At 28.9% G+C, this 25,673-nt stretch carries 22 protein-coding genes, 5 tRNA genes and 3 other annotated features; of the genes, 25 read left to right on the plus strand and 2 right to left on the minus strand.

Features of this window, described 5'->3' with window-relative positions; translation table 11 throughout:
- Nucleotides 1-66 precede the first annotated feature (66 nt).
- The 14 genes from BN1711_RS02765 to BN1711_RS02830 all read left to right on the plus strand — a co-directional run bounded on the left by BN1711_RS02765 (nt 67) and on the right by BN1711_RS02830 (nt 8,966).
- The gene (locus tag BN1711_RS02765; protein WP_050606665.1) at nt 67-990 is read left to right on the plus strand and encodes an ABC transporter permease; all 924 of its coding nucleotides are present in this window, start codon (nt 67-69) and stop codon (nt 988-990) included.
- A 24-nt stretch (nt 991-1,014) separates the two neighbouring features.
- Entirely contained in the window at nt 1,015-1,935 is a 921-nt protein-coding gene (locus BN1711_RS02770) for an ABC transporter permease (RefSeq protein WP_050606666.1), read from the plus strand.
- An 11-nt stretch (nt 1,936-1,946) separates the two neighbouring features.
- The gene (locus BN1711_RS02775; protein WP_050606667.1) at nt 1,947-2,969 is read left to right on the plus strand and encodes an ABC transporter ATP-binding protein; all 1,023 of its coding nucleotides are present in this window, start codon (nt 1,947-1,949) and stop codon (nt 2,967-2,969) included.
- A complete protein-coding gene (locus tag BN1711_RS02780; protein ID WP_050606668.1) occupies nt 2,969-3,925 on the plus strand; it encodes an ABC transporter ATP-binding protein in 957 nt (318 codons plus the stop codon). The genes BN1711_RS02775 and BN1711_RS02780 overlap by 1 nt, the downstream gene beginning before the upstream one ends.
- Before the next feature lie 206 nt (nt 3,926-4,131).
- Nucleotides 4,132-4,389, plus strand: a complete 258-nt coding sequence (locus BN1711_RS02785) for an alpha/beta-type small acid-soluble spore protein (protein ID WP_050606669.1) — start codon at nt 4,132-4,134, stop codon at nt 4,387-4,389.
- An 89-nt stretch (nt 4,390-4,478) separates the two neighbouring features.
- Nucleotides 4,479-5,231 carry a class I SAM-dependent DNA methyltransferase gene (locus BN1711_RS02790; protein WP_050606670.1) on the plus strand — a complete coding sequence of 251 codons (753 nt, stop codon included), beginning with the start codon at nt 4,479-4,481 and terminating at the stop codon, nt 5,229-5,231.
- Nucleotides 5,232-5,259: 28 nt separating this feature from the next.
- The gene (hslO, locus tag BN1711_RS02795; protein WP_050606671.1) at nt 5,260-6,138 is read left to right on the plus strand and encodes an Hsp33 family molecular chaperone HslO; all 879 of its coding nucleotides are present in this window, start codon (nt 5,260-5,262) and stop codon (nt 6,136-6,138) included.
- A gap of 70 nt (nt 6,139-6,208) precedes the next feature.
- Nucleotides 6,209-6,284, plus strand: a tRNA-Val gene (locus BN1711_RS02800).
- 8 nt (nt 6,285-6,292) lie between these two features.
- A tRNA-Asp gene (locus BN1711_RS02805) sits at nt 6,293-6,369 on the plus strand.
- Between the two features lie 3 nt (nt 6,370-6,372).
- Nucleotides 6,373-6,448 (plus strand) — tRNA-Phe (locus BN1711_RS02810).
- 3 nt (nt 6,449-6,451) lie between these two features.
- Nucleotides 6,452-6,526: transfer RNA gene (locus BN1711_RS02815), tRNA-Gly, on the plus strand.
- Nucleotides 6,527-6,532: 6 nt separating this feature from the next.
- Nucleotides 6,533-6,606 (plus strand) — tRNA-Cys (locus BN1711_RS02820).
- Nucleotides 6,607-6,704: 98 nt separating this feature from the next.
- Nucleotides 6,705-7,400, plus strand: coding sequence for an ABC transporter ATP-binding protein (locus BN1711_RS02825; RefSeq protein ID WP_050606672.1), 696 nt, complete (start codon nt 6,705-6,707; stop codon nt 7,398-7,400).
- A 3-nt stretch (nt 7,401-7,403) separates the two neighbouring features.
- Complete coding sequence (locus BN1711_RS02830; protein WP_050606673.1) at nt 7,404-8,966, plus strand: putative ABC exporter domain-containing protein; 1,563 nt, start codon at nt 7,404-7,406, stop codon at nt 8,964-8,966.
- A gap of 51 nt (nt 8,967-9,017) precedes the next feature.
- Here BN1711_RS02830 and BN1711_RS02835 read toward each other — a convergent pair whose 3' ends face one another.
- Entirely contained in the window at nt 9,018-9,722 is a 705-nt protein-coding gene (locus BN1711_RS02835; protein WP_050606674.1) for a DUF6873 family GME fold protein, read from the minus strand.
- A 146-nt stretch (nt 9,723-9,868) separates the two neighbouring features.
- Between BN1711_RS02835 and ytxC the strand changes: the two genes are divergently transcribed.
- The 11 genes from ytxC (at nt 9,869) to BN1711_RS02890 (ending at nt 21,780) form a co-directional block, all read left to right on the plus strand.
- Entirely contained in the window at nt 9,869-10,753 is an 885-nt protein-coding gene (gene ytxC / locus BN1711_RS02840) for a putative sporulation protein YtxC (RefSeq protein WP_050606675.1), read from the plus strand.
- Nucleotides 10,754-10,819: 66 nt separating this feature from the next.
- Nucleotides 10,820-11,041: a binding site (T-box leader), on the plus strand.
- 53 nt (nt 11,042-11,094) lie between these two features.
- Nucleotides 11,095-13,002, plus strand: coding sequence for a threonine--tRNA ligase (gene thrS / locus BN1711_RS02845; protein WP_050606676.1), 1,908 nt, complete (start codon nt 11,095-11,097; stop codon nt 13,000-13,002).
- Between the two features lie 81 nt (nt 13,003-13,083).
- Nucleotides 13,084-13,204, plus strand: a sequence feature (ribosomal protein L20 leader region).
- Nucleotides 13,205-13,226: 22 nt separating this feature from the next.
- A complete protein-coding gene (gene infC, locus BN1711_RS02850; protein WP_050606677.1) occupies nt 13,227-13,754 on the plus strand; it encodes a translation initiation factor IF-3 in 528 nt (175 codons plus the stop codon).
- A 22-nt stretch (nt 13,755-13,776) separates the two neighbouring features.
- Complete coding sequence (rpmI, locus tag BN1711_RS02855) at nt 13,777-13,974, plus strand: 50S ribosomal protein L35 (RefSeq protein WP_050606678.1); 198 nt, start codon at nt 13,777-13,779, stop codon at nt 13,972-13,974.
- A 30-nt stretch (nt 13,975-14,004) separates the two neighbouring features.
- Nucleotides 14,005-14,364, plus strand: coding sequence for a 50S ribosomal protein L20 (gene rplT / locus BN1711_RS02860; RefSeq protein WP_050606679.1), 360 nt, complete (start codon nt 14,005-14,007; stop codon nt 14,362-14,364).
- Nucleotides 14,365-14,474: 110 nt separating this feature from the next.
- The gene (locus tag BN1711_RS02865; RefSeq protein WP_050606680.1) at nt 14,475-15,821 is read left to right on the plus strand and encodes a TrkH family potassium uptake protein; all 1,347 of its coding nucleotides are present in this window, start codon (nt 14,475-14,477) and stop codon (nt 15,819-15,821) included.
- A 10-nt stretch (nt 15,822-15,831) separates the two neighbouring features.
- Entirely contained in the window at nt 15,832-16,494 is a 663-nt protein-coding gene (locus BN1711_RS02870) for a potassium channel family protein (RefSeq protein ID WP_050606681.1), read from the plus strand.
- Nucleotides 16,495-16,513: 19 nt separating this feature from the next.
- Nucleotides 16,514-17,305, plus strand: a complete 792-nt coding sequence (locus BN1711_RS02875; protein ID WP_129582169.1) for a TrmH family RNA methyltransferase — start codon at nt 16,514-16,516, stop codon at nt 17,303-17,305.
- Nucleotides 17,306-17,363: 58 nt separating this feature from the next.
- Nucleotides 17,364-17,581, plus strand: a binding site (T-box leader).
- A gap of 60 nt (nt 17,582-17,641) precedes the next feature.
- Complete coding sequence (gene pheS, locus BN1711_RS02880) at nt 17,642-18,661, plus strand: phenylalanine--tRNA ligase subunit alpha (protein ID WP_050606683.1); 1,020 nt, start codon at nt 17,642-17,644, stop codon at nt 18,659-18,661.
- A gap of 22 nt (nt 18,662-18,683) precedes the next feature.
- Nucleotides 18,684-21,062 carry a phenylalanine--tRNA ligase subunit beta gene (gene pheT, locus BN1711_RS02885; RefSeq protein ID WP_050606684.1) on the plus strand — a complete coding sequence of 793 codons (2,379 nt, stop codon included), beginning with the start codon at nt 18,684-18,686 and terminating at the stop codon, nt 21,060-21,062.
- A gap of 109 nt (nt 21,063-21,171) precedes the next feature.
- A complete protein-coding gene (locus BN1711_RS02890; protein ID WP_050606685.1) occupies nt 21,172-21,780 on the plus strand; it encodes a cell division protein ZapA in 609 nt (202 codons plus the stop codon).
- A gap of 59 nt (nt 21,781-21,839) precedes the next feature.
- Here the strand turns inward: BN1711_RS02890 and BN1711_RS02895 are convergent, their stop codons facing one another.
- On the minus strand, nt 21,840-25,601 hold the full coding sequence (locus tag BN1711_RS02895) for an Ig-like domain-containing protein (RefSeq protein ID WP_050606686.1): 3,762 nt from the start codon (nt 25,599-25,601) through the stop codon (nt 21,840-21,842).
- Nucleotides 25,602-25,673: the final 72 nt, after the last annotated feature.

The following is a 25,673-nucleotide window of genomic DNA, read 5'->3' on the forward strand; positions in this document are numbered from 1 at the left end:
CAGGGCATTTAAGGTTCTGCTGTATATCTTATACATACAGATATAAACATTTATGGAGGAGTGAAAATGGGAAAGTATATTTTAAAAAGATTAGGCTATATGATACTTACACTATGGATAGTAATTACTATAACTTTTGCACTTATGCATGCTATACCAGGTGATCCATTAGCAGCCAATGCTAGAAGATTACCACCACAGATAAGAGCTAATTACTATGCAAAATATGGTTTAGATAAACCAGTAACTACGCAATATGTAGTCTACATGAAAAATTTGCTAAAAGGAGATTTAGGTGAATCTTTAGCCTTTGCTGGAAGAAGTGTTAACACTGTTATAAAAGATGGACTTCCAGCTTCAGCAAGAATTGGTGTTCAAGCAGTATTTATAGGATTTGCTTTAGGAATAGCTTTAGGTATTGTAGCAGCATTTAATAGAAATAAATGGCCAGATTATATAGTTATGTTTATTGCTTTATTAGGGGTTTCTATACCAAGCTTTGTATTTGCTGCTTTACTTCAATATTTATTTACTGTTAAGCATATGTTATTACCAACTACTGGGTGGGGTACATTTAAGCATACTATACTTCCAACTATAGCTTTATGTTTATCACCTTTAGCTATATATGCAAGGTATATGAGAAATGAGTGTTTAGATGTTTTAGGACAAGATTATATTCTTACTGCAAAAGCAAAGGGTGTTAGTAAAATTTCTTTAGTTTGGAAGCATGTAATAAGAAATGCCATACTTCCTAGTATAACTATATTAGGACCACAAATAGCTAGTATATTAACAGGTTCATTTGTTATAGAAAGTATATATGGAATACCTGGGCTTGGTAATTCTTTTGTTGGAGCTGTGAATAATATGGATTACTCAATGATTATGGGACTTACTGTGTTTATGGCTGCATTATATATATTATCATTATTAATAGTAGATATATTATATGGAGTTATTGATCCAAGAATAAGAATTGCAGACTAAAATTCCTATAGAGGAGGGAAAATCGTGGCAGAGATAAGTAAAGATGAATTTGAAATTATAGGTATAGATAGAGAAAAAACTAATGAAATAAATAGACCTAACATTACTTATTGGCAGGATGCCTGGAGAAGATTAAAAGAGAATAAAGTTGCTATATTTTCTTTAGGTATACTTATATTAATAACATTAATGACAATAATAGGACCTTATTTAACGAAATATAAATATTGGGCTACGGATTCAAGTATTATAAATATGTCTCCTAATAAAGATCATTGGTTTGGAACAGATATGTTAGGAAGAGATATGTTTGCAAGAGTTTGGAAAGGTGGAAGAGTATCCATTATAATAGGAATTTTAGGAACTATTATAGAGATGACTATAGGTGTAATTTATGGAGGAATTTCAGGATATTTTGGGGGATTAGTAGATGATATAATGATGAGGGTAGTAGAAATACTATTAAGTATACCTTATTTGATGGTTGTTATTATAATTTCTATTGTACTTAAACAAAGGGGAATTATGTCTTTAGTAATAGCTATGACTATAACTGGTTGGTGTGGTATGGCTAGAATAATAAGAGGACAAATACTTCAAGTAAGAGAACAGGAATATGTACTAGCAGCCAGGGCTTTAGGGGCTAGTTCTTCACGAATCATTAAAAAACATTTGCTACCAAATGCTATTGGAATTTTAATTGTTAATATTACATTAGATGTTCCATCATTTATATTTGGGGAGGCATTTTTAAGTTATATAGGTTTAGGTATACAATCACCTAATACTAGCTGGGGTTCTTTAGCATCATCTGCACAACCAAATTTGATGTTTTATCCATATCAATTATTTTTCCCAGCATTATTTATAAGCTTAACTATGTTATCTTTTAATTTATTGGGCGATGGATTGAGGGATGCACTTGATCCTAAATTAAGACAGTAGGGGGGAAGTTAATGGATGAAAAAATATTAGAAGTAAAAAATTTAAAGGTTTCTTATCATACTTATGCAGGAGAAGTACAGTCAGTAAGGGGAATAGATTTCTATCTTAATAAAGGTGAAACTCTTGCCATAGTAGGTGAATCAGGTTGCGGAAAAACAGTAACGGCTAAATCTATTATGAGATTAATTCAAGAACCTCCAGGTGAGATAAAGAAGGATTCTGAGATTATATTTAATAAAAGAAATATATTAGACATGAATGAAGATGAACTTAGAAATTTAAGGGGATCAGATATAAGTATGATATTCCAAGATCCAATGACTTCTCTCAATCCTACTATGAAAGTGGGAAAACAAATAGCTGAAAGTTTAATTATACATCGAGGAATGAATAAAATAGAAGCTTTTCACGAGGCTATAAATATATTAAAATTGGTTAATATACCCAATGCTGAGAAAAGAGCTAATCAATATCCACATGAATTTTCAGGGGGAATGAGGCAAAGAGCAATGATTGCTATAGCATTATCTTGTAATCCTAAAGTGCTTATAGCAGATGAGCCAACTACTGCTTTGGATGTTACTATACAGGCTCAAATAATGGGTCTTATAAGAGAGCTACAGGTTAAATTAAATACAGCAGTTATTATGATAACTCATGATTTAGGGGTGGTTGCTGACGTAGCTCATAGAATTCAAGTTATGTATGCGGGAAAAATTATAGAAAGAGGAACTACAGATGAAATATTCTATAAACCAAAGCATCCATATACATGGGCGCTACTTCAATCTGTGCCAAGATTAGATACAGAACATAAAGGGGAGTTATATTCATTGGAAGGAACACCTCCAGATTTAATTAAACCACCTATTGGATGTCCTTTTGCTTCAAGGTGTGAAAATTGTATGAAAATATGCAAGGAGCGAATGCCAGAAATTACAAAAATAACTGATACTCATGAGGTTTCTTGCTGGCTTATACATTCTTTAGCACCTAAAGTCAATAATCCCATTGAAGACAGAGGTGAAGAGTAATGGTAGAAGAAAATTTAATAGAAGTTAAAAATTTAAAGAAGTATTTTAAGATTGGAAAAGATTCAGTTTTAAAGGCTGTGGATGATATAAGTTTTAATATAAGAAAAGGTGAAACATTAGGATTAGTTGGAGAGTCAGGTTGTGGAAAAACCACTTGTGGAAGAACTGTATTAGGATTATATCCAGCAACTGAGGGAGAAGTACTTTTTGAAGGGGTAAATATTCATAAATTAAGAAAAAAAGAAAAAAGAGAATTTACTAAAGAAGCTCAGATAATATTTCAGGATCCATATGCATCCTTGAATCCAAGAATGACAGTTGGAGATATAATAGGAGAAGGTATAGACATTCATAATTTATATAATGGAAAAGAGCGAATGGAAAAAATATATGAATTATTGAACTTAGTAGGATTAAACAAAGAGCATGTTTCAAGATTTCCCCATGAATTTTCTGGGGGACAAAAGCAGAGAATTGGAATAGCAAGAGCTTTAGCTATAGAACCTAAATTTATTGTGTGTGATGAACCTATATCTGCTTTAGATGTATCAATACAAGCACAAGTAGTAAACTTACTTATAGATCTTCAAAAAAAGTTAGGACTTACTTATTTATTTATAGCTCATGATCTTTCTATGGTACGACATATATCAGATAGAGTTGGGGTAATGTATCTTGGTACTATGGTAGAACTTACGGGTAGTCAAAAGCTATATGATAATCCAAAGCATCCATATACTAAGGCATTATTATCAGCTATACCTATTCCTGATCCTAAGGTAGGTAAGAGAAAGAAAAGGATAATGCTTAAAGGAGAAGTTCCAAGTCCTATAAATCCAAAATCAGGCTGTAGATTTGCAGCTAGATGTAAATATGCAAAATCTATATGTAATGAGGAAAGGCCTAAATTCAAAGAAGTAGAAAAAGATCACTTTGTTGCATGTCATTTATATTAATAATTATATTTAAGTGTTAATATTATTTTTGAAGTTAAATTATATTTAAAATATGCTTACATAAAATATAGAAATAAAATTAATTTAAAAGAGATTGATTATTATATCAATCTCTTTTAAATTGTTTTATAGATATGTCTTAGTATAAAAACCCCCTAAGTTGTGAAAAATAATAATTAATAATTACTTTTAGGAGGGTAAACATTATGGGGAAAACGCCGTTAAAGAAAGTTATTAAAGCTAAAATAAAAGCAAATAAAGAACTTACAAAGCATGAAAAAATAAGAGAAAATATGAAATATGAAATAGCAAAAGAACTAGGATTGCAAGATAAAGTAGATAAATTCGGATGGGGTGGACTTACCTCAGAGGAAACTGGTAGAATAGGCGGTATTATGACTAGGAGAAAAAAAGAACTAAAACTTCCTAAAAATGAGGATATATTAAAAATGGGTAAAGAATAATTTAAAGCTTATTGACTTACTTAGTAAAAATATATAATATTTATTAGTAGTGTAATAATTTATTTAATTTTAATAAGGGGATTTTGTTTATGAACTGCTATAGGGAATTTGCACATATATATGATGATCTTATAAACGACGATATAAATTATAAAAAGTGGAGTAACACTATAATAAATATTTGTAATGAATTGAATATAGATAAAGATAATTATTTAGATTTAGCCTGCGGTACGGGGAATTTAACATTAGAATTGGCTTCAAATTTTAAGTCTATTTGGGCAGTAGATTTATCTTATGATATGCTTACAGAAGCAGAGAATAAATTTAGAAATCATAAGATAAAGTCAAAATTTATTTGCCAAGATATATGTGATTTGAATTTAAATAAAAAGTTTAATTTAATAACTTGTTGTTTAGATTCAGTTAACTATATATTAGATAAAAATAAATTAGAAAGTTTTTTTAAAAATGTTTATAATCATTTAGAAGATGATGGAATTTTTATATTTGATATAAATTCTTATTATAAATTATCTGAGGTGTTGGGAAATAATCTTTTTAATTATGATGATGAAAATATAACATATATATGGGAAAATTATTTAGAAGATGATATAGTACAAATGAATATATCTTTTTTTATAAACAAGGAGGATAATATTTATTTTAGGTTCGATGAAGAACATAAAGAGAGGGCCTATAAAAAAGAAGAGATAGAAGATATTATAAAAAATAAAGGATTTAAAATAGTAAAATTACTAGATAGCTATGAGGAAAAGAAAATAATAGATAAAACAGAAAGAATAGTTTTTGTTATAGTAAAAAATAAACTATTTTAATAATTAATAGGATAGAGGTGCAATACAAATGAGTGATAAATTAGTAAGAGCTATAGCTAAAGATGGGGAAGTTAGAATAATAGGTGCCATAACTACAGAACTTGTAAATAAAGGTGTAAAGATACATAATTGTGCTCCAACAGCAGCTGCTGCTTTAGGAAGAATGCTTACAGCAGGGGTCTTAATGGGTTCAACTTTAAAAAGTGAAAAGGATACTTTAACATTACAAATTTCAGGTGGAGGAATAGCAAAAGGAATAGTTGTTACTTCTTATTCAGATGCTCATGTAAAAGGATATATAGGAAATCCTTTAGCAGATTTAAAACCTAATGATAAAGGAAAATTAGATGTAAGTGGTATAATAGGAAGAAATGGAAATCTACTTGTTATAAGGGATATGGGACTTAAAGAACCTTATATAGGACAGGTACCTATATATACAGGGGAAATAGGTGATGATATAGCGTATTACTACACTGTTTCAGAACAAACACCTTCTGCAGTAGGATTAGGAGTGTTAGTAGATAAAGATCTATCTATTAAATCAGCGGGTGGATTTATAATACAAATGATGCCAGGTGCTAATGAAATGTTAGCGGATTTAATAACTTATAGGTTACAAGAAATCCCTTCGATTACAGAAATGATATCAAAAGGAATGAGTATTGAAGAAATATTAGAATACATTTTTAAAGATATGGATTTAAAAATATTAGATCACACAACTCCAGAGTATAAATGTGACTGTTCTAGGGAAAAGGTTAAAAAGGCACTTATAAGCATAGGAAAAAAGGACTTAAACGAAATATATGAAGATGGAAAAGATGAAGAAATACAATGTCATTTTTGTAATGAATCATATACATTTACCCATAAAGAAATAGGTGATATTTTAAAAGAAATATAGTGAAATTTATTTAAATGCCTGTTGACAATATGTAGAATTTATAATACAATATTATTGTCGTTATTGGTATGGGCGCATAGCTCAGCTGGGAGAGCATCTGCCTTACAAGCAGGGGGTCACAGGTTCGAGCCCTGTTGTGCCCACCATACAATGCGGCCCAGTGGCTCAGCTGGTTAGAGTGCCGGCCTGTCACGCCGGAGGTCGAGGGTTCGATCCCCTTCTGGGTCGCCAAATGGCTGGATAGCTCAGTCGGTAGAGCAGAGGACTGAAAATCCTCGTGTCCCTGGTTCGATTCCTGGTCTAGCCACCAAATGCGGGAGTGGCTCAGTGGTAGAGCGTCACCTTGCCAAGGTGAACGTCGCGAGTTCGAATCTCGTCTTCCGCTCCATTATTTGGCGCTATAGCCAAGTGGTAAGGCAGAGGCCTGCAAAGCCTTTATCCCCAGTTCAAATCTGGGTGGCGCCTCCAAAAAGGTGATATCTTCAGAGATATCACCTTTTTTGTACATTAAAGTATAATTATTCTATAATTTTAAAACAAATAAATAATGAAATGAGGTATTTAATATGCTTTCAGTAAATAATTTATCTAAAATTTATAATAAATTTAAAGCTGTAGACAATGTTTCTTTTGAAGTAAATAATGGAGAAATAGCAGTGCTTTTAGGACCTAATGGAGCAGGGAAAAGTACTACTATAAAATCTATAGTAGGTCTTTTGAAATTTGAAGGAGAAATAAAAATTTGCAATAATTTAAATAAAACTATAGAGGCAAAAAGAAATTTCGCATATGTACCTGAAGTACCAGCATTATATGAATTATTAACTGTATATGAACATATAGAATATATGGCTAAGGCTTATAGTATAGATGATTATAAGGATAAGGCAGAAGAACTTTTAAAAAGATTTGACTTATGGGATAAAAAGGACAAGCTAGGTAGGGAACTTTCAAAAGGAATGCAACAAAAAGTTAGTATTTGTTGTTCACTTATAGTTAATCCTAAAGTCATTTTATTTGATGAACCTATGATAGGTTTAGATCCTAAAGCCATAAAAGAACTAAAAAAAATATTTTTAGAGTTAAGAGAGCAGGGTGTAGCTATAATTATAAGTACTCATATTATAGATAGCATAAATGAACTTTGGGATAAAGCACTTATAATGAATGAGGGTAAAATAGTGTTTTCAAGGACAAGACAAGAACTTATAGATAGAAATGAATCCTTAGAAGAAATATTCTTTGAAGTAACGGAGGGATAAAAAATGAAGTCACTTGGTTACATAGTTAAAAAAAGCATAAAAAATTCTATAAAGAATCTTAAAAATAACCCAACAAAACTTATACTATATGTTTTCTGTATAGGTATTCTATGTCTTATGATGATTTCAACTAAAGGTATGACTAATTTACAATATAATAAAAATTCAACAAAGTTATTTCAAGCTATAGCCACAGTATCAACTTTGATAGTAATATATTTTTCTGTAAATACAGGCTTAAAAAAAGGTGGGTCATTTTTTAGAATGAGTGATGTAAATTTAATATTTACAGCTCCTATTGAACCACAAAAAGTATTGATTTATGGATTTTTGAAGGAAATGTATAAGGATGTTATACTTATATTCTTTTTACTATTTCAAGTGCCTAATTTATATAAATTCTTTCCTATAAAGCCTAATGGGGTTTGGACAATATTTATAGGTATATTTTTACTTCAAATTGTTTACTCTGTTTTAGGAGTATTAATCTATTCTGTATCTTATCGTTCACCAAAATATAAAATAGGTATAAAATATTTAATTAATATTTTGGCAACTTTATTTGCAGGAAGTTTTTTACTTAATGTTTTAAGGGAAAAATCAGTGAAATCTGCTTTTATCTCATTTTTCAATCAGAGATTTTTTGAAAATTTAGGATTTATAACTTGGATTACAAAGGTATTTAATGCATCTGTATATGGAATTAATTTACAATTTTTTATAAATTTAATAAAGATTGTAGTAGTAATTGCACTTATAGTATATGTAGTATATACATTGCATATAGATTATTACGAGGATGCTATATCTAATGCATCAATAAAAGAGAAACAACTAAAGCAAGCCAAAGAAGGCAAGAAAGCTATGGATTTTAACAAAGGATTTAAAGCTAAAAAAGTAAAAGGAGCTTTAAGAAGTAATGGAGCTAAAATTATATTTGAAAAACAGATGTTGGAATATAAAAAGTTGGGATTTTTCTTTGTAGATAAAATGACTATAATTATTGGAATAGTATCTTTTGTATTTGCTTTTTGTGCTAAAATGAGCATAAATTTTACTTTGTATTTTTCAGTATATATTCTTCTAATATGTACTTTTCAAGGTAAATGGGCAGATGAGCTTTCAAAGCCGTATATATATTTGATGCCAGAAGATTCTAAATGTAAAATATTTTATGCAACTATAGCAAATCATATAAAAAATTTAGTGGATGGTACAATTTTATTTTCTATTACAGGAATAATATTAAAAACTAATATTATTTATCTAATACTTTGTATAATGTGCTATGTAAGTTTCGGAGCTATTTTTATATATTCAGATTTATTTATAAGAAGATTTTTTGGTGGAAAAATAAGTAAGACTATAGAATCTTTTATAAAAGTTATTATACTTATATTAATAGTTTCTCCAGGCATAGTTATATCTTCAACATTCATGATAATGTATAAAGGATTTGTTGGAAACTTATATGCTTATCTATCTATTATAATTTACAATTCTTTAATAAGCTTAGGGATTATATCATTATCTAAAGGAATATTTGAAAAGGTAGAAATGAAATAAAATTTATAAATAGAATTGAGTCTATATAAAATATAGGCTCAATTTTTTTAGTTAAAGTTCTGTTATAAGTAGACTACCCCTATCAATTAATTTATTATTGCTTAAAAATACAGGCTTTACATTATGTTTTTTTAAAAAATTTAAAACTTCTCTTTCATATTTATACTTATGTAAATCCCCGAAGAAAGCTATGGTATTAGAGTCTATAAGACCGCAACAACCACCTATAAATCCATAGTCTAATCCAGGAAGTGAAATATCACCAGGAGGTAATAAAAGTACATCTACATTATTATTATTTAAAATATTAGCTATTTTAACATCACTAGTCATTATAGCAGAGTTTGATACTATGGCAGTAGAACACTTAGAATATCCTTGAGATATATTTAATAATTTTTTATTTTTAACTAAATTTAATAACTGAGGATCTGTATATGCTAATTTATGCATAAATAAATTAGGGAGATTTACAGCATTTAATATTATATCATTAGGATATTCATTTTTTAGTGAATTCTTAGATAAAATTACATTAAAACCCAAGCAAGTTAATAGATTTATAAAATTTTTATCTATATCTTTATGAACTAATATTGTAGTATCATCTATTAAGTGAATAAGCATATCAGGATGACCACATACGGCATTATAAAGATTTGATGATAATGGACAACAGATTATTTTAATATTTAATTTTTCTAAATTGTTTTTCTCCTTTAAAGATGTTCTACTATCTATAAAAGCTATTTTCATATAAGATTCCTCCTAACTTATATAAACATTATACGTTTTAAATTAAGTATTATAAATGTTAAAAAATATTGTCGATATTTTTTTTGAAATATTAAGTATATGAATTGAGTTAAAACGCATACTATTTTTAAGAAAGGAGTGAGAGTATGTTAATATTTACTTTAGTTTATAATAAAGATAGAGAAAATATTATAGAAGATACAAGAAAATTAGTTGAAGATTTTAGAAAAAAAGGTGTAATAATAGGAATATCTGAAAGTATAGAGAATAAAACTCACTTCGTGAAGGTATATTCTGAAAAAACTTTAAATGATAGAGTGTTAAAGGACTTTAATATACATATGTCTAATATATTATACAATATTGTTGTGGATGAATTTATAAATAGTAACATGTATGACTTTATAAGAGATACATATTTTTTCTTGAAAAATGAAGACATAGTAAAGATAAAGAAAAGGATTTTACAAGTACTTAAAACTGATAAGTTTGATCTTGAAGATTCTATTTATTGTTTAAATAAAAAAAATGCTATCATAAATAAAATATCAAAAATTATTAATGAAAATAATGAGTTGAATATAGATGGTTTTATAACATTTAGAATAAAAAGTTTAAGTGAAGATTTGCAAGGAATAGTTGAAAAAATAGTTGAAAAATATATGGTTGATAAAGAATATAGTGAATTTATAAAATTACTTAAGTATTTTGTGGAAATAGAGGAAAGCAAAATAGATGAGATTAATATAATTATAGAAAAAGGTGGCAAATATACTTTAAAGGATTCAGAAGGAAAGGATCTAACAGAAGAAGTATATATAGATGTAGATGATATAAAATTTATAGAAAATATAAACTTAGAGGATATGATTATAAGTTGGCTTATAACTAATGTACCAAATAAAATAAAAATTTATGGATTAAATAATTGTAAAAATAAGGAATTTATAAATACTATCAAAAATGTATTTGAAAATAGGGTTTCCTGTTATAATAATACTATAGAGTTATTGAATAAAATTAAATTTTAATTAAAAACTTCAGGTTTATTGACAAGTGTACGTAATGGGAATATAATATATGATAAATTATAATATTAATAGACAATGATGAGGAAGAGTAAATAGGTTACTATTCAAAGAGAAGAAGATCCACTGGCTGAAAGATTTTCCGAATAAGTTCTGTTGAAAACCACCTTGGAGTTATATACTGAATATAGTAAGTATAATCGTTGCCTGCGTTATAAGGTTAGAGTGAGTAGTATTTTATATTAAATGCTATTAATTTGGGTGGAACCACGGTTATTACTCGTCCCATGTTTTGGGGGGAGTTTTTTATTTTGTCTAAATATACATAAAGAGGAGGAGTATTTATGATAAAAGTAACATTAAAAGATGGAAAAGTTATGGAGTTTGAACAAGGAACTACAATATCTGACGTTGCTATGAAGATAAGTCCAGCACTTTATAAAAAAGCTATAGCGGCTAAAGTAGACGGAGAAACTAAAGATTTAATGACAGCTTTAGACAAAGATTGCAATTTAGAAATATTAGATTTTAAAGATGAAATGGGAAAATGGACTTTAAGACATACTGCATCCCATATACTAGCACAAGCGGTAAAAAGATTGTATCCACAAGTAAAATTAGCTATAGGTCCTGCTATAGACACTGGTTTTTATTATGATTTTGATGCGGATTTTACTTTTACACCAGAAATGCTAGAAAAAGTAGAAAAGGAAATAGAAAAAATAGTTAAGGAAGATGAAAAATTAGAAAGATTTGAGCTTCCAAGAGAAGAAGCTATAAAATATATGAAAGAAAAAAATGAACCATATAAGGTTGAACTTATAGAAGATTTACCTGAGGGAGCGGTTATATCTTTTTATAAACAAGGAGATTTCGTTGATTTATGTGCAGGTCCTCATGTACCTTCTACAAAAAAAGTTAAAGCTATTAAACTACTTTCAGTAGCGGGGGCTTATTGGAGAGGCGACGAAAAAAATAAGATGCTTCAAAGAATTTATGGAACAGCCTTTACTAAGAAGAGTGAGTTAGAAGAATACTTAAACATGCTTGAAGAAGCTAAAAAAAGAGATCATAGAAAAATAGGAAAAGAATTAGATTTATTTACTATGCATGAGGAAGGTCCTGGATTCCCATTTTTCCATCCAAAGGGAATTGTTCTAAGAAATATTCTTGAAAGTTTTTGGAGAGAAGAACATACAAAAGCAGGTTATCAAGAAATAAGAACACCACTAATATTAAATGAAGCATTATGGCATCAATCAGGACACTGGGATCATTATAAAGAAAATATGTATTTCACAAAAATAGATAATGAAGATTATGCTATAAAGCCTATGAATTGTCCAGGTGGAATATTAGTTTATAAAAATTCAATGCATTCTTATAGGGAATTACCATTAAGACTTTCAGAACTTGGAATAGTTCACAGACATGAGTTATCTGGTGCATTACATGGATTAATGAGAGTTAGATGTTTTACACAAGATGATGCACACTTATTTATGACAAAAGAACAAATAAAAGATGAAATTGTAGGTGTAATAAGATTAATAGATAAATTCTATAAAGTATTTGGTTTTGAATATTTTGTAGAACTTTCAACAAGACCAGAAGATTCCATGGGTAGCGATGAAGATTGGGATGTTGCTACAGAAGGATTAATAGAAGCTTTAAAAGTTGTAGGAAAAGAATACAAATTAAATGAAGGAGATGGAGCTTTCTATGGTCCTAAGATAGATTTCCATTTAAAAGATTGTATAGGAAGAACATGGCAATGTGGAACTATACAATTAGATTTTCAAATGCCTGAAAGATTTGACTTAAATTATATAGGAAAAGATGGGGAAAAACATAGACCAGTTATGGTTCATAGAACTATATATGGAAGTGTTGAAAGATTTATAGGTATATTAATAGAACAATTTGCAGGAGCATTCCCAGCATGGCTTGCACCAGTACAAGTTAAATTAATGAATATAACAGATAATCAATTTGACTATTTGAAGAAGATTGAATCTGAGCTTAAAGAAAATAATATAAGAGTAGAAATTGATACTAGAAATGAAAAAATAGGATATAAAATAAGAGAAGCACAACTTCAAAAAGTTCCTTATATGTTAGTTATAGGAGATAAGGAAATGGAAAGTGGAAAGGTTTCTGTAAGAAGTAGAAAAGATGGAGATTTAGGTTCTATGGATTTACAAGAATTTATAAGCAGAATAGAAAAAGAGTGTGTTGAAAAAACAAATTAATAAAAATATACTATAAACCTATTGACATTAGATTATATTAATAGTATAATTCATTATTGTAATAAACCTAAATTTAATAGATGTTTAAAGAAGAAACAGGCCGTTTCTCACCTTACAGCATAGCTAGTAGGGTTGTATAGTGTAGAGATATATTTTATACTATGATATATAAGACGGCATATGCCGTCTTTTATTTATATATTAAGTGTTTTCGGTTTAATTATTTGGAGGTGGAAACTATTAATAAAAATTTCCTATTAAACGAGCAAATACGCGAAAAAGAATTAAGAGTTGTAAGTGAAACTGGTGAGCAATTGGGGATATTATCTTCAAGAGAAGCTCAAAAAATAGCTGATGAGAAAGAATTAGATTTAGTTCTTATAGCTCCGTCCGCTAAACCACCAGTATGTAAGATAATGAATTATGGTAAGTTTTTATATGAGCAAACTAAAAAGGATAAAGAAGCTAGAAAAAATCAAAAGGTTATCAACATTAAAGAAATTAGATTAAGTCCTACAATAGAGGCACATGACATAGAAATTAAAGCTAATAGAACTAAGAAGTTTTTAGAAGCAGGAAATAAAGTTAAGGTGACTGTAAGATTTAGAGGTAGAGAAGCTGATTACTCATATAAAGGAAATAAGATATTAAATGCATTCTTCGAAAAAGTAGAAGAAGTTAGCACAATAGAAAAACCAGCAAAACTAGAAGGAAGAAACATGATAATGATATTAGGGCCTAAAAAGGCGTAATAAGTGAGAGGAGGAATTCTAGATGCCAAAAATGAAAACAAATAGAGGTGCAGCTAAGAGATTTAAAGTTACTGGAACAGGAAAGTTAAAAAGAGCTAAGGCTTTCAAAAGTCATATATTAACAAAAAAGAGCACAAAAACAAAGAGAAATCTTAGAAAAACAGGTTATGTTTCAGATTCACAAGAAAAAGTAATGAAGAAAATATTACCATACTTATAATAGAGGATTGATACCAAGGAGGTAGTTTGAATGGCAAGAGTAAAAAGAGCAATGAACGCTCGTAAACGTCATAAAAAAATATTAAAGCTTGCAAAAGGATATTATGGTGGAAAAAGCAAGTTATTTAAAACAGCAAATGAATCAGTTATAAGAGCATTAAGAAATGCATATGTAGGAAGAAGATTAAAGAAGAGAGATTATAGAAAACTTTGGATAGCAAGAATAAATGCTGCTTCAAGAATGAATGGTCTTTCATATTCAAAATTCATGAATGGAATAAAAAATGCTGGTATAGATATAAACAGAAAGATGCTTTCAGAAATAGCTATACATGATCCAAAAGCATTTGCAGAATTAGTAGAAATAGCTAAAAAACAATTAAATGCTTAGATATTAAAATACGGCTTTAAAGCCGTATTTTTTAATATTATTTTTAAATTGACAAAAGTAGGTTAAATGCTATAATGAATTTGTATTTTAAATAGGAGGTATTCACTCAAATGGAAAATACAAGGTATAAAAAAATAAAATTAGCTCCTGTTCAAATATTGGCATTGGGTTTTGCTATAGTTATAGTAATTGGAGCAATATTATTAAGTTTGCCCATAGCAGCTGAAAGTGGTAATAGTACACCATTTCTAGATTGCTTATTTACATCTACATCTGCAGTATGTGTAACAGGACTTGTAGTTGTGGATACAGGAACTTATTGGACTTATTTTGGAAAAACAGTTATTATAATTTTAATAGAAATTGGTGGTTTAGGCTTTATGTCTTTTGCTACTTTATTTGCTCTAATTTTAGGTAAAAAAATTACTCTAAAAGAAAGATTGGTTATGCAAGAGGCCCTTAATGCATTTAATATACAAGGCTTAGTTAAATTAGCTAAGTATATTTTATTATTTACATTTTCAATTCAAGGTTCAGGAGCACTACTTTTATCAACTCAATTTATACCACAGTATGGTTTAGCTAAAGGGATATATTATAGTATATTTCATTCAATATCTGCTTTTTGTAATGCTGGATTTGATCTTTTTGGAAACTTTACTAGTTTAACAGGTGTGTATTATAATCCTGTTATAATACTTGTAATTTCTGCTTTAATAATAATAGGTGGATTAGGTTTTTATGTATGGCAGGAGATATATACTTACAAGAAGAATAAGAGATTGTCAACTCACTCAAAGTTGGTATTAATAGCTACATTTATATTAATAGTTGTAGGTACTATACTAATGTTTATATTCGAACATAATAATCCAGCTACTATGGCAAATATGAATTTAAAAGATAAAATATTATCATCTTTATTTGCAGCAGTTACTCCAAGAACAGCAGGATTTAATTCTATTTCTACCTCAGATATGACAATGGCAGGTAAATTTTTAACTATATTATTAATGTTTGTGGGTGGAGCTTCAGGTTCTACAGCAGGTGGAATAAAGATTACTACCGCAGGAGTTTTAATTATGACTGTGGTTTGTGTGGTAAAGGGTAAAGAAGATACGGAAATAGATAAAAAGAGAATTAGTAAGCAAGTTATATATAGAGCCTTAGCTATAACTGTTATAAGTCTTACTTTAGTTATAACAGTAACTATGATACTTTCTATAACTGAAGTTAGAGTTCCTTTTGAGTATTATTTATATGAAGCCACTTCAGCTTTTGCTACGGTAGGATTAACTTTAGGTATAACTACTAAACTTACTTCCGTAGGTAAAGTTGTAATTTTACTTACTATGTATGCAGGAAGGGTTGGACCTTTAACATTAGCTATGGCTTTTGCAAAAAGACTAAAGTCTAATTCTATTAAATACCCAGAAGGAAAAATACTAGTAGGATAGGGAGGATATTATGAGTAAAAAACAATTTGTAGTTATAGGTCTTGGAAGATTTGGTACATCTGTAGCTAATACTTTATATTCCCTAGGTAATGAAGTTTTAGCTATTGATTCTAATGAAGATATAGTTCAAAGTATATCAGACTCTGTGACTCACTCTGTACAATTAGATGCTACAGATGAAAATAGCCTAAAAGCTTTAGGAATAAGAAATTTTGATGTGGCTGTAATTACTATAGGTTCTAATATACAGGCTAGTACCATGGTTACTTTAATTGTAAAGGAATTAGGTGTAAAATACATTATAGCAAAAGCTAATAGTGAATTACATGCTAAGGTTTTATATAAAATAGGTGCAGATAGAGTAGTACTTCCAGAGAGAGATATGGGAGTTAGAGTGGCTCATAATTTAGTATCTAGTAATATATTAGATTATATAGAATTATCAAGAAATTACAGTATAGCTGAAATAGCAATACCTAAAAAGTGGTATAATAAGACTTTAAATGAATTAAGTATAAGAGCTAATTATGGTATAAATGTAGTAGCTCTTAAAAGAGGAGAAGAAATAAATGTGTCTCCAGTGGCTGAGGATATAGTAGAAGAAGGGGATATAATTGTAGCCATAGGTAGCGAAGAAGATCTTAGTAAGGTAGAGAGTATGAGCGGAGAATAATATAATGTATAAGGAAACAATAATTTCAAGTAAAGATAATTTAATGATAAAAGAAACAAGAAAATTAAAAGAAAAAAAATATAGGTCTGAAAAGAAAAAGTTCCTAGTTGAAGGATTTAGATTTGTAGAGGAAGCAATAAAATCTAAAAGTAATATAGATAGTATATATATAGAAGAGAATTCTTTAAATAAACTACAAAATTTATATGAAAAGTATAAAATAAATAAGGGTATAAAAACTTATGTGGTAACTAACAATGTATTAAAGACTATGAGTAATACTAAAACACCTCAAGGAATTTTAGCTGTAGTAAAGTATATGAATTTAGAAAATGTTAATTATAACAATGGATTCTATATTTTGGCGGATAAGGTTCAAGATCCAGGGAATATGGGAACTATAATAAGAACAGCCCATGCTGCTAATGCATTAGGTGTTATAACAACCAAGGGTACTGTAGATATTTATAATGAAAAAACTTTAAGATCTACTATGGGATCTATTTTCTATATTCCTATAATAGAAGATAACTCTTTAGAAGTTATAAAAGGTTTAAGAGAAAGTGGATTTAAACTTTTAACCAGTTCATTGGATACTAAGCATAATTTCTATAATGTTGATATGACTGAAAATATGATAATATGTGTTGGTAACGAAGGAAATGGTGTAAGCTCAGATTTAATGCAGTTAAGTGATTTAAAGGTTAAAATACCAATGCCTGGTGGATCAGAATCTTTAAATGTATCAGTAGCTTGCTCTATAATGACTTTTGAGAGAGTAAGACAGATGAAAATAGGAAATGATTCATAAATGGGTTGACAATAGATAAAACTATATGTAAAATTATGAAAAGAGTTAAACTTTTATATTTTAAACTATGATAAAGAGAGTAGATATTAAAGTTTTTTAAAGAGAGGAGGGGCTATGGCTGGAAACCTTCTAAAATTTTAATGTTGAAGTTCGCTTTGGAGTTCTAAGTGTGAAGTTGAGTAGCATTTAGCGGGGAAGTCTCGATAATACTTACACAAGAGAGCATAGGTATTCTATGTTAACTAGGGTGGTACCGCGGTTAAGTTCGTCCCTTTTATAGGGAGGGACTTTTTTTATTATAAAAATTAATTATTAATTATAGAAAGGAGTAAAATAATGCGCAATAAACTAGAACAAATAAAAAATAGTGCTATAGAAGAATTAAAGAAATCTTTAAGTAAAGAAGAATTAGAAAGTTTAAGAGTAAAGTACTTAGGCAAAAAAGGTGAACTTACACAAATTTTAAGAGGAATGGGAAGATTAACACCGGAGGAAAGACCTATAATAGGTAAAGTTGCTAACGAAATAAGAGAATATATAGATGAGGGAATTAAAAAGGCAGTTAGTGAAATTAAGAACAAAGAAAAAGCTTCAAGACTTGAAAAAGAAAAAATAGATATAACTATGCCAGGTAAAAAACAAAGAATAGGCAAAAGAAATCCACTTGATTTAACACTTGAAAGTATGACAGATATATTTGTATCTATGGGATTTACTATAGAAGAGGGTCCTGAAATAGAGCTTGATAGTTACAATTTTGAAGCATTAAATATTCCTAAGAATCATCCTGCAAGAGGAGAGCAAGATACTTTTTATATAAATGATAATATAGTTTTAAGAACGCAAACCTCACCAATACAAGTAAGAACTATGGAAAAGCAAAATCCTCCAATCAAGATGATATCACCAGGAAAAGTATATCGTTCAGATTCAGCAGACGCAACACATTCACCAATATTTTATCAAATGGAAGGTTTAGTGGTGGATAAAGATATAACTTTTGCAGATCTAAAAGGAACTTTAGAAACTTTTGCAAAGAGAATGTTTGGAGATACAATGAAGACTAAATTTAGACCGCATCATTTTCCATTTACAGAACCTTCAGCAGAAATGGATGCTACTTGCTTTGTATGTAATGGAGAAGGGTGTAAAGTATGTAAAGGAAGTGGATGGATTGAACTTTTAGGTTGTGGTATGGTTCATCCTCAAGTACTTAGAAATTGTGGAATAGATCCAGAAGTATATAGTGGTTTTGCATTTGGATTTGGTGTAGATAGAATGGTTATGATGAAGTACGGAATAGATGATATAAGACTACTTTATGAAAGTGATATGAGATTTTTAAATCAATTTTAAAATAATAGGGAGGTATTAATTTATGCTAGTTCCAATAAAATGGTTAAAAGATTATGTTAATATAGATATTTCACCAAATGAATTAGGAGATATGCTTACATTATCCGGTTCTAAGGTTGAAGAAGTTATAACTACAGGAGACGAAGTACAAAATGTAGTTACAGGAAAAATAGAAAAGATAGAGAAACATCCTAATGCAGATAAATTATCTGTATGTAGTGTTAATATAGATAAAGAAGAGAATATACAGATAGTAACAGCAGCTACTAATATGAAAGAACAAGATATTATTCCAGTAGCATTGCATGGTGCTTCATTACATGGTGGACTAAAGATAAAAAAGGGTAAATTAAGGGGAGAAGTTTCAGAAGGAATGTTTTGTTCTGAAGAAGAACTAGGATTAGCTGGAGATGAACCAGTATATGGTCTTATGATTCTTCCAAAAGACACTCCTTTAGGTGTAGATATAAAAAAAGTTTTAGATATGGAAAGTGCTACTATAGATTTTGAGATTACATCTAATAGACCAGATTGTTTAAGTGTAATAGGTATAGCAAGAGAAACAGCAGCAACTTTAAATACTAAATATACTATGCCAAATACGGAATACAAAGCATCTTGTATCGAAAATATAAATGATATGTTAAAAGTAGATGTAAAAGATACTTTATGCAGAAGATATATGGCAAGGGGAATTAAAGATGTAAAAATAACTCAATCTCCAGGATGGATGCAGGAAAGATTATTAGAAGCTGGAGTAAAACCTGTAAATAATATAGTTGATATAACTAATTTTGTTATGGTTGAATTAGGTCAACCAATGCATGCTTTTGATAGAAGAGAAATAAAAACTAACAATATAGTTGTAGAAAAATCAAAACAAAATGAAAAGTTTATTACATTAGATGAAGTAGAAAGAGAACTAGATGAGAATATACTTTGTATAAAAGATGGTAGTAACACAGTTGCCATAGCAGGTATAATGGGTGGATTAAATTCAGAAGTAAAAGAAGATACCAATGAAGTAATATTAGAATGTGCAAATTTTGATGGAACTAATATAAGAATATCTTCAAAAAAATTATCTTTAAGAACAGATGCATCCTCTAAATTTGAAAAAGATTTAGATCCCAATTTAGTACAATTAGCTATGGATAGAGCTTGTGCTTTAATAGAAGAATTAGATGCAGGAAAAGTAATGGAAGGAACTATAGATATATACAATGAAAAGGTAGAACCTCACACTTTAACTGTAGATAGTAATTGGATAAATAAATTTTTGGGAACTAATTTATCAAAAGAAGAAATGAAGAATTGTTTAGATAGGTTAGAATTATCAACAAATATAAATGGAGATATGTTAAAGATTAATGTACCTACATTTAGATGTGATCTAAATATAAAAGAAGATATAGCAGAAGAAGTTGCAAGAATATATGGATATAATAATATACCAACTACTACTATAAAAAGTGTTAGCTCTAAAGCAGGAAAAAATGAAAAACAAAAACTAGAAGAAGAAGTTATTAATACTTTAATATCTAGTGGATTAAATCAATCTATAAGTTATTCTTTTGTAAGTCCTAAAGTTTTTGATAAAGTATTAGTAACTGATGAAAGCCCTTTAAGAAAGGTAGTTAAAATAAAGAATCCATTAGGAGAAGATTTTAGTATAATGAGAACTACAACTATACCTTCTATGATGGAAGCTTTAGCTAGAAACTATTCAAGAAATAATGATTATGCAGCTTTATTTGAAATAGGTAAGATATATATTCCTAATGAAGATGCAAATAAACTTCCAGAAGAAAAAAATATACTAACTATAGGATTATATGGTAATGTAGATTACTATAATTTAAAAGGTATAGTTGAGAATGTATTAGAGGTATTTGGAATAGAAAATTATAAATTAAAAAGAGAAGAAGAAAACCCAACTTTCCATCCAGGGAGAACAGCAATTCTTAATATAAAGAAAAAATATGTAGGTATATTAGGGGAAGTTCATCCAGATGTTGAGGATAATTATGGTATAGAAGAAAGATGTTATATAGCAGAATTAAATTTAGATGAACTATATAAACAATCTAATTTAAAAAAAGAATATAAACCATTACCAAAATTTCCAGCGGTGACTAGAGATTTAGCTGTAATTATAGATAAGGAAGTAATGGTTCAAGAAATAGAAAATATCATAAAAAATCAAGGTGGTAATATTTTAGAAAGTTTTACTTTATTTGATGTATATACTGGAAAGCAAATACCAGAAGGAAAGAAAAGTATAGCTTACTCAATAATTTATAGAAGAATTGATAAAACTTTAAAAGATGAGGAAGTAAATAAAGTTCATAATAAAATTGTAACAACTTTAGAAAATAGATTAGGAGCACAACTTAGATAATGTTATTAAAATGTTGTTTTATATAATGCTATTTTATGATAGAATTAGTGTTAGATAATAAATATACTAAAATACATTTATAATAGCAAATGTCTAAGAGGGTGTATTCATGAATATTATAACGGTTAAAATAAATGGAGTTGAATATAATTTAAAAGGTGAGGAGCAAGAAGATTATTTACATAAAGTAGCAAGGTATGTAGACAAAAAGGTAGAAGAAATTTTAGAAAATAATCCTAAGCTTAGCACTTCTTCAGCTTCAATTTTAACAGCTATAAATGCTGCAGACGAAAAATTTAAAACTGAAGAGCAATTTTCTGATATGAAAAAACAGTTTAACAATTTTAAAGTTCAATTTGAAAAATTGGAATCATTAAAAAATCAGGAAATAGAGAAACTACAAAGTTTATTAGAAGAACAAAATAAAGAAAACGAAAGATTAAAAAATAAGTTAATAGAATTAAAACACCAAGATTCTAGTGATAAAAAAGAAGAAGAAGAAATAAACAAAATGAAAGTAGAAATGGATTTAATGCAAGATACGGCTAAAAAATATATGGAGGCGACTAATAAGTATAAATCTCAATCAAAAGAATTAAAGTTTCAAATACAATCTGCTAAATATAAAATAATGGATTTAGAAAAAAAATTATTAGATAGCCAAGTTAGTTTAGCTAAAGAAAAAAAACAAAATAATCCATTAAAGGTTAAAGGGTAACTAAATTTAATTTAGTTACCCTTTTTAAATAAAAGTCATGACGTTTTATTTAATATAAATCATTTTAGACAATAAGGAAATTCCCCTGATGGGTTTATTAAATTTGTAACTACTAAAATATTTATATCTAAAGTTATTGATCCAATATCTGCATTTTCTATTAATATAGAAAATTTATCCTCACCTAAAAAATTTACCTTTGGTGTATATCTAAAAATACCTTTTTCATTAATAGAGGCATATCCATTAGAAGGATAAGTTTCTATTGAATATGATAAGGAATTTGAAGAAATATTAGCGGATATAATTTTCTCAACAAGTGGTATATTTTTAGCAGTTTTATAGACCATATTTTTAAATGCTAGTGGATTAATAGTAGTATTGTTAGTTGCAAGATTAACAGTATTACTATTAATGGTATTAGTTAAATTTCCAACGGGACTAGTAAATGAATAATTTATAGTAAAGAAATTAGGATAAATTCCACCATTACTTGAAGCAGAGGTTACTTTAACTGAATATTTAATAATTATAGAGGTGCTAGTTGGTATAGCATCCAACTCAATAGGATTATTAAAGGCTGAATCTGGATAAAGGTCCCCATTGATAGTTAATGAATTTGATACAAATGATAAACCTTTAGGTAACTTAGTTGAAAAAGTAGCAGTATTAATGAGGGTAGAAGTACTATTTGTAACTGTAGCTGTGAAAGATGCGGTATCACCTACTACAACAAAGTATTTATTAGATTTTAAGTTTAACGTTGGATGTATAATAATAGATGGGGAATAGACTTTAACAGGATTACTATTGATATTACCTGTATTTTCACCTAAAGCGTTTTGAAATTTATAATTCACTTTAACTAAATTTTCATATGTGTTTCCAGTGGTAGGCTCAGCTTCCACAATTGCAGTAAATTTAATGGTGCTACTATTTCCATGATTTAAGGTACCTACAGAAACATTAGTAATAGGATTATTAGAAGAAATACCATCAATGGTTAATGAAGAAGTTTTATAGGATAAACCTTTAGGCAACATATCACTTAAAATTATATCATAAATGGAATTAGTATTAGTGTTAGTAGTTGGATTACTAATAGTAGCTGTATATTCTATGGTGTCTCCTATAGAAGTTACATAGGTTTTATTAGCGCTTAATACAACTGTGGCCCTAATAGGAATATTAATAGTTATACTATCTGTATTACTTCTAAGAGTATAATTTAATTTTCCTGCAACGCTTTGAAAATCATAATTTAAAGTAAAGGTATTAGGATAAGTTAATCCATCATTTGGAACAGAATCAACATGAGCTGAATATTTAACTACAACAGCATTACCGTTTGTAATATTACCCAAAGAAATATTACTTTCAAGGGATGTAGCTGGATTTGGAGTATCATTGATGGTTAAAGTATTTGGAATAAAGGATAAACCATTTGGCAGGCCATTGTTAAAGATAGCATTTTCAATTTCAGTAGCATTATTATTAGTAATTGTAGCAGTATATTCAATAGTATCTCCAAGCACTACAGAGGAAACATTAGAAGTTAAGTTTAATGTTGGTTTTACCACAATAGAAGATGAATAAATAGTATTAGAATTACTATTAGCTGTATTGGATTGTTGTCCAACAGGGCTATTAAATTTATAAGTTAAGGTAGATTGATTTACATATTCAAATCCAGTAGGGGGTTCTGTATTTACGTCAGCTGTAAATTTAATAACAGTAGTTCCACCATGAATTAATTGATTAGGTATATTTATTCCGGTTGTTGGAGAATCGCTTGAATTGTTACCATCAATTGTTAAGGTACCGGTTTTATAAGATAAACCATTAGGTAATGAGTCAGTTAAAACCATATCTGTCATGGCATTAGTATTTACATTACTGGAATCATTAGTAATAGATATAGTATATTCTACAGTATCTGTTCCTGAAGTTACTATTTTTTTATTAGCAATTTTATTAATAGTAGGATTTATAATTATTGCATTTGTATATATAGAATAACCAGGACTTGTATATTCATTATTATATGGAATTGAACCAAAAGTAGCTTGATATGCAACCTTTGCAAAGTTTTCATATTTTTCACCACTGCCTGGAGCAGAGTTTACATCAGCAGTAAATAAAATTTCATGAGTTTCACTAGGAGCCATTGTACCTAAAGAAACACCAGTTGTAACAATATTAGATGAATTATTGCTGCCATCAACAGATACACTATTGTTAGAAAAAGAGAGACCGTTAGGAAGTACATCAGTTATTAGTACATTATTCACAGTGACATTAGAATTATTAGTAACATTTATAGTATATTGTACTGTATCTCCAGTAGGATTGACAATTTTTTTTGTAGAGGTTTTAGAGATATCTACAGGAGCTGAATATAGAGTGATACTTCTACTATATTTGTCCCCTGTATAATCTCCGCCAATAAGATTAGCAAATTTATAGTATACATCTCCATAGACTACGTATTGGTTAGGATATTTAATTGGTTTAGCATAAACTTGAGCCAAGGCTTCTACTGTTATACTTTTTCCTACTTCTAATCCAGAAAGGGCAAATCCTTCATCTATACTAATATGACCTTGATTAACACCATCAACTGTTACAGAATCAAGTACACCCGTTAATCCATAAGGTAAAGCAGCTTTTATTAATATATAGTTGGCATCTGCTTCTCCAGAATTTGAAATACGCATTGTAATTTTAAATGTATCACCAATAGACCCTAACATATATTTAGATACATTTATTAAAATAACTATACTAGGAGATTTTATAGTAGTTACCAGAGCAAATGCATTAGGATAATAGCTATCATTGGAAGTCTGAAATTTTAAAATTGCCTGCTTTTGAGAATTAGTTATATTAGATTCAATATCTATATTTGTAATATCCCATCCTTGACGACCTCCAGAAACATTTGTAGCTGTTAATATATCATGGTTTCTATTACCAAAGGTTCCTGATGTATCTATAGATCCATTATTACCATTAATTTGAGAACCAAAGAAATTATCATCTGGGTTATTAGGACCAGATAATGCCGTCAAATTGGAGGAGTCAGGACCAAATAAAACTTGATCTCCTTTTACATCAGCGGAAGCTTGCATGGCACTTACTAAAAATCTTGCAGTATTTGCTCTAGGAGATGGTTTAGTTTCAAAATTTGTAAAAGTTGTTTCATAATTATCAGAGGTATTTATATGATCAAGACCATAATAAAAATTTATATATCTTGAATCGTATAGTTCAGGATTTTTGTAGATTACTACTAGAGTCCAACCACAACAGTTATATACATTATTAGAGGGGGAAGTTGTGCCTACAACTTGGCTAACTGTATAAGTTCCATTTCCAGCAGGAGCAACATATTTAGTAACATTCGCCATGTGGGAGTATAAAGAAACACTGGGATATGGTTGTGCATAATTAGTTTTATCAGCACTTAGATTACGTGGAGTGGGATTATTTGGGGCTGTAAATTTAATTTTATTATTTGGAGCGGAACTTAAATCAGTTCCTGGAACTACGTAAGTGCCACCCCATATCAAATAGGCAAATTGAATTTCATTTCCTGAACCTAAATTTAAGATAGCTGAAGAAGAATTTTCAGATATATTTAAGGTAGTGCCAGCAGGGTAAGTAGGTACAGTAAGACCTGTATTAGTGGTTATAAATGCACCAATAGCATCAGCGGTACCCATATCTTGACTATCTCGAGCTTTACTAAGTCCTAGGGTATTGCCTATAAATGTAATATTACCATTAATAACATTATTATAACGAGACTCTAAAGCCATAAATTCACTTCCTTTGAAGATTACTAATATTATAATATGATAATTATATTAATGTGATATAAGTACAAATTT

Origin of the sequence: Clostridium niameyense, from assembly GCF_001243045.1 — a bacterium.
In the GTDB taxonomy this organism is placed as follows: Bacteria; Bacillota; Clostridia; order Clostridiales; family Clostridiaceae; genus Clostridium_F; species Clostridium_F niameyense.

What these genes read in the sequence shown, in the direction of transcription:
- BN1711_RS02765 (WP_050606665.1), top strand. Translation starts at nt 67, where the DNA reads ATGGGAAAGTATATTTTAAAAAGATTAGGCTATATGATACTTACACTA.
- BN1711_RS02775 (WP_050606667.1), top strand. Translation starts at nt 1,947, where the DNA reads ATGGATGAAAAAATATTAGAAGTAAAAAATTTAAAGGTTTCTTATCAT.
- BN1711_RS02780 (WP_050606668.1), top strand. Translation starts at nt 2,969, where the DNA reads ATGGTAGAAGAAAATTTAATAGAAGTTAAAAATTTAAAGAAGTATTTT.
- BN1711_RS02785 (WP_050606669.1), top strand. Translation starts at nt 4,132, where the DNA reads ATGGGGAAAACGCCGTTAAAGAAAGTTATTAAAGCTAAAATAAAAGCA.
- BN1711_RS02790 (WP_050606670.1), top strand. Translation starts at nt 4,479, where the DNA reads ATGAACTGCTATAGGGAATTTGCACATATATATGATGATCTTATAAAC.
- hslO (WP_050606671.1), top strand. Translation starts at nt 5,260, where the DNA reads ATGAGTGATAAATTAGTAAGAGCTATAGCTAAAGATGGGGAAGTTAGA.
- BN1711_RS02825 (WP_050606672.1), top strand. Translation starts at nt 6,705, where the DNA reads ATGCTTTCAGTAAATAATTTATCTAAAATTTATAATAAATTTAAAGCT.
- BN1711_RS02830 (WP_050606673.1), top strand. Translation starts at nt 7,404, where the DNA reads ATGAAGTCACTTGGTTACATAGTTAAAAAAAGCATAAAAAATTCTATA.
- BN1711_RS02835 (WP_050606674.1), bottom strand. Translation starts at nt 9,722, where the DNA reads ATGAAAATAGCTTTTATAGATAGTAGAACATCTTTAAAGGAGAAAAAC.
- ytxC (WP_050606675.1), top strand. Translation starts at nt 9,869, where the DNA reads ATGTTAATATTTACTTTAGTTTATAATAAAGATAGAGAAAATATTATA.
- thrS (WP_050606676.1), top strand. Translation starts at nt 11,095, where the DNA reads ATGATAAAAGTAACATTAAAAGATGGAAAAGTTATGGAGTTTGAACAA.
- rpmI (WP_050606678.1), top strand. Translation starts at nt 13,777, where the DNA reads ATGCCAAAAATGAAAACAAATAGAGGTGCAGCTAAGAGATTTAAAGTT.
- rplT (WP_050606679.1), top strand. Translation starts at nt 14,005, where the DNA reads ATGGCAAGAGTAAAAAGAGCAATGAACGCTCGTAAACGTCATAAAAAA.
- BN1711_RS02865 (WP_050606680.1), top strand. Translation starts at nt 14,475, where the DNA reads ATGGAAAATACAAGGTATAAAAAAATAAAATTAGCTCCTGTTCAAATA.
- BN1711_RS02870 (WP_050606681.1), top strand. Translation starts at nt 15,832, where the DNA reads ATGAGTAAAAAACAATTTGTAGTTATAGGTCTTGGAAGATTTGGTACA.
- pheS (WP_050606683.1), top strand. Translation starts at nt 17,642, where the DNA reads ATGCGCAATAAACTAGAACAAATAAAAAATAGTGCTATAGAAGAATTA.
- pheT (WP_050606684.1), top strand. Translation starts at nt 18,684, where the DNA reads ATGCTAGTTCCAATAAAATGGTTAAAAGATTATGTTAATATAGATATT.
- BN1711_RS02890 (WP_050606685.1), top strand. Translation starts at nt 21,172, where the DNA reads ATGAATATTATAACGGTTAAAATAAATGGAGTTGAATATAATTTAAAA.
- BN1711_RS02895 (WP_050606686.1), bottom strand. Translation starts at nt 25,601, where the DNA reads ATGGCTTTAGAGTCTCGTTATAATAATGTTATTAATGGTAATATTACA.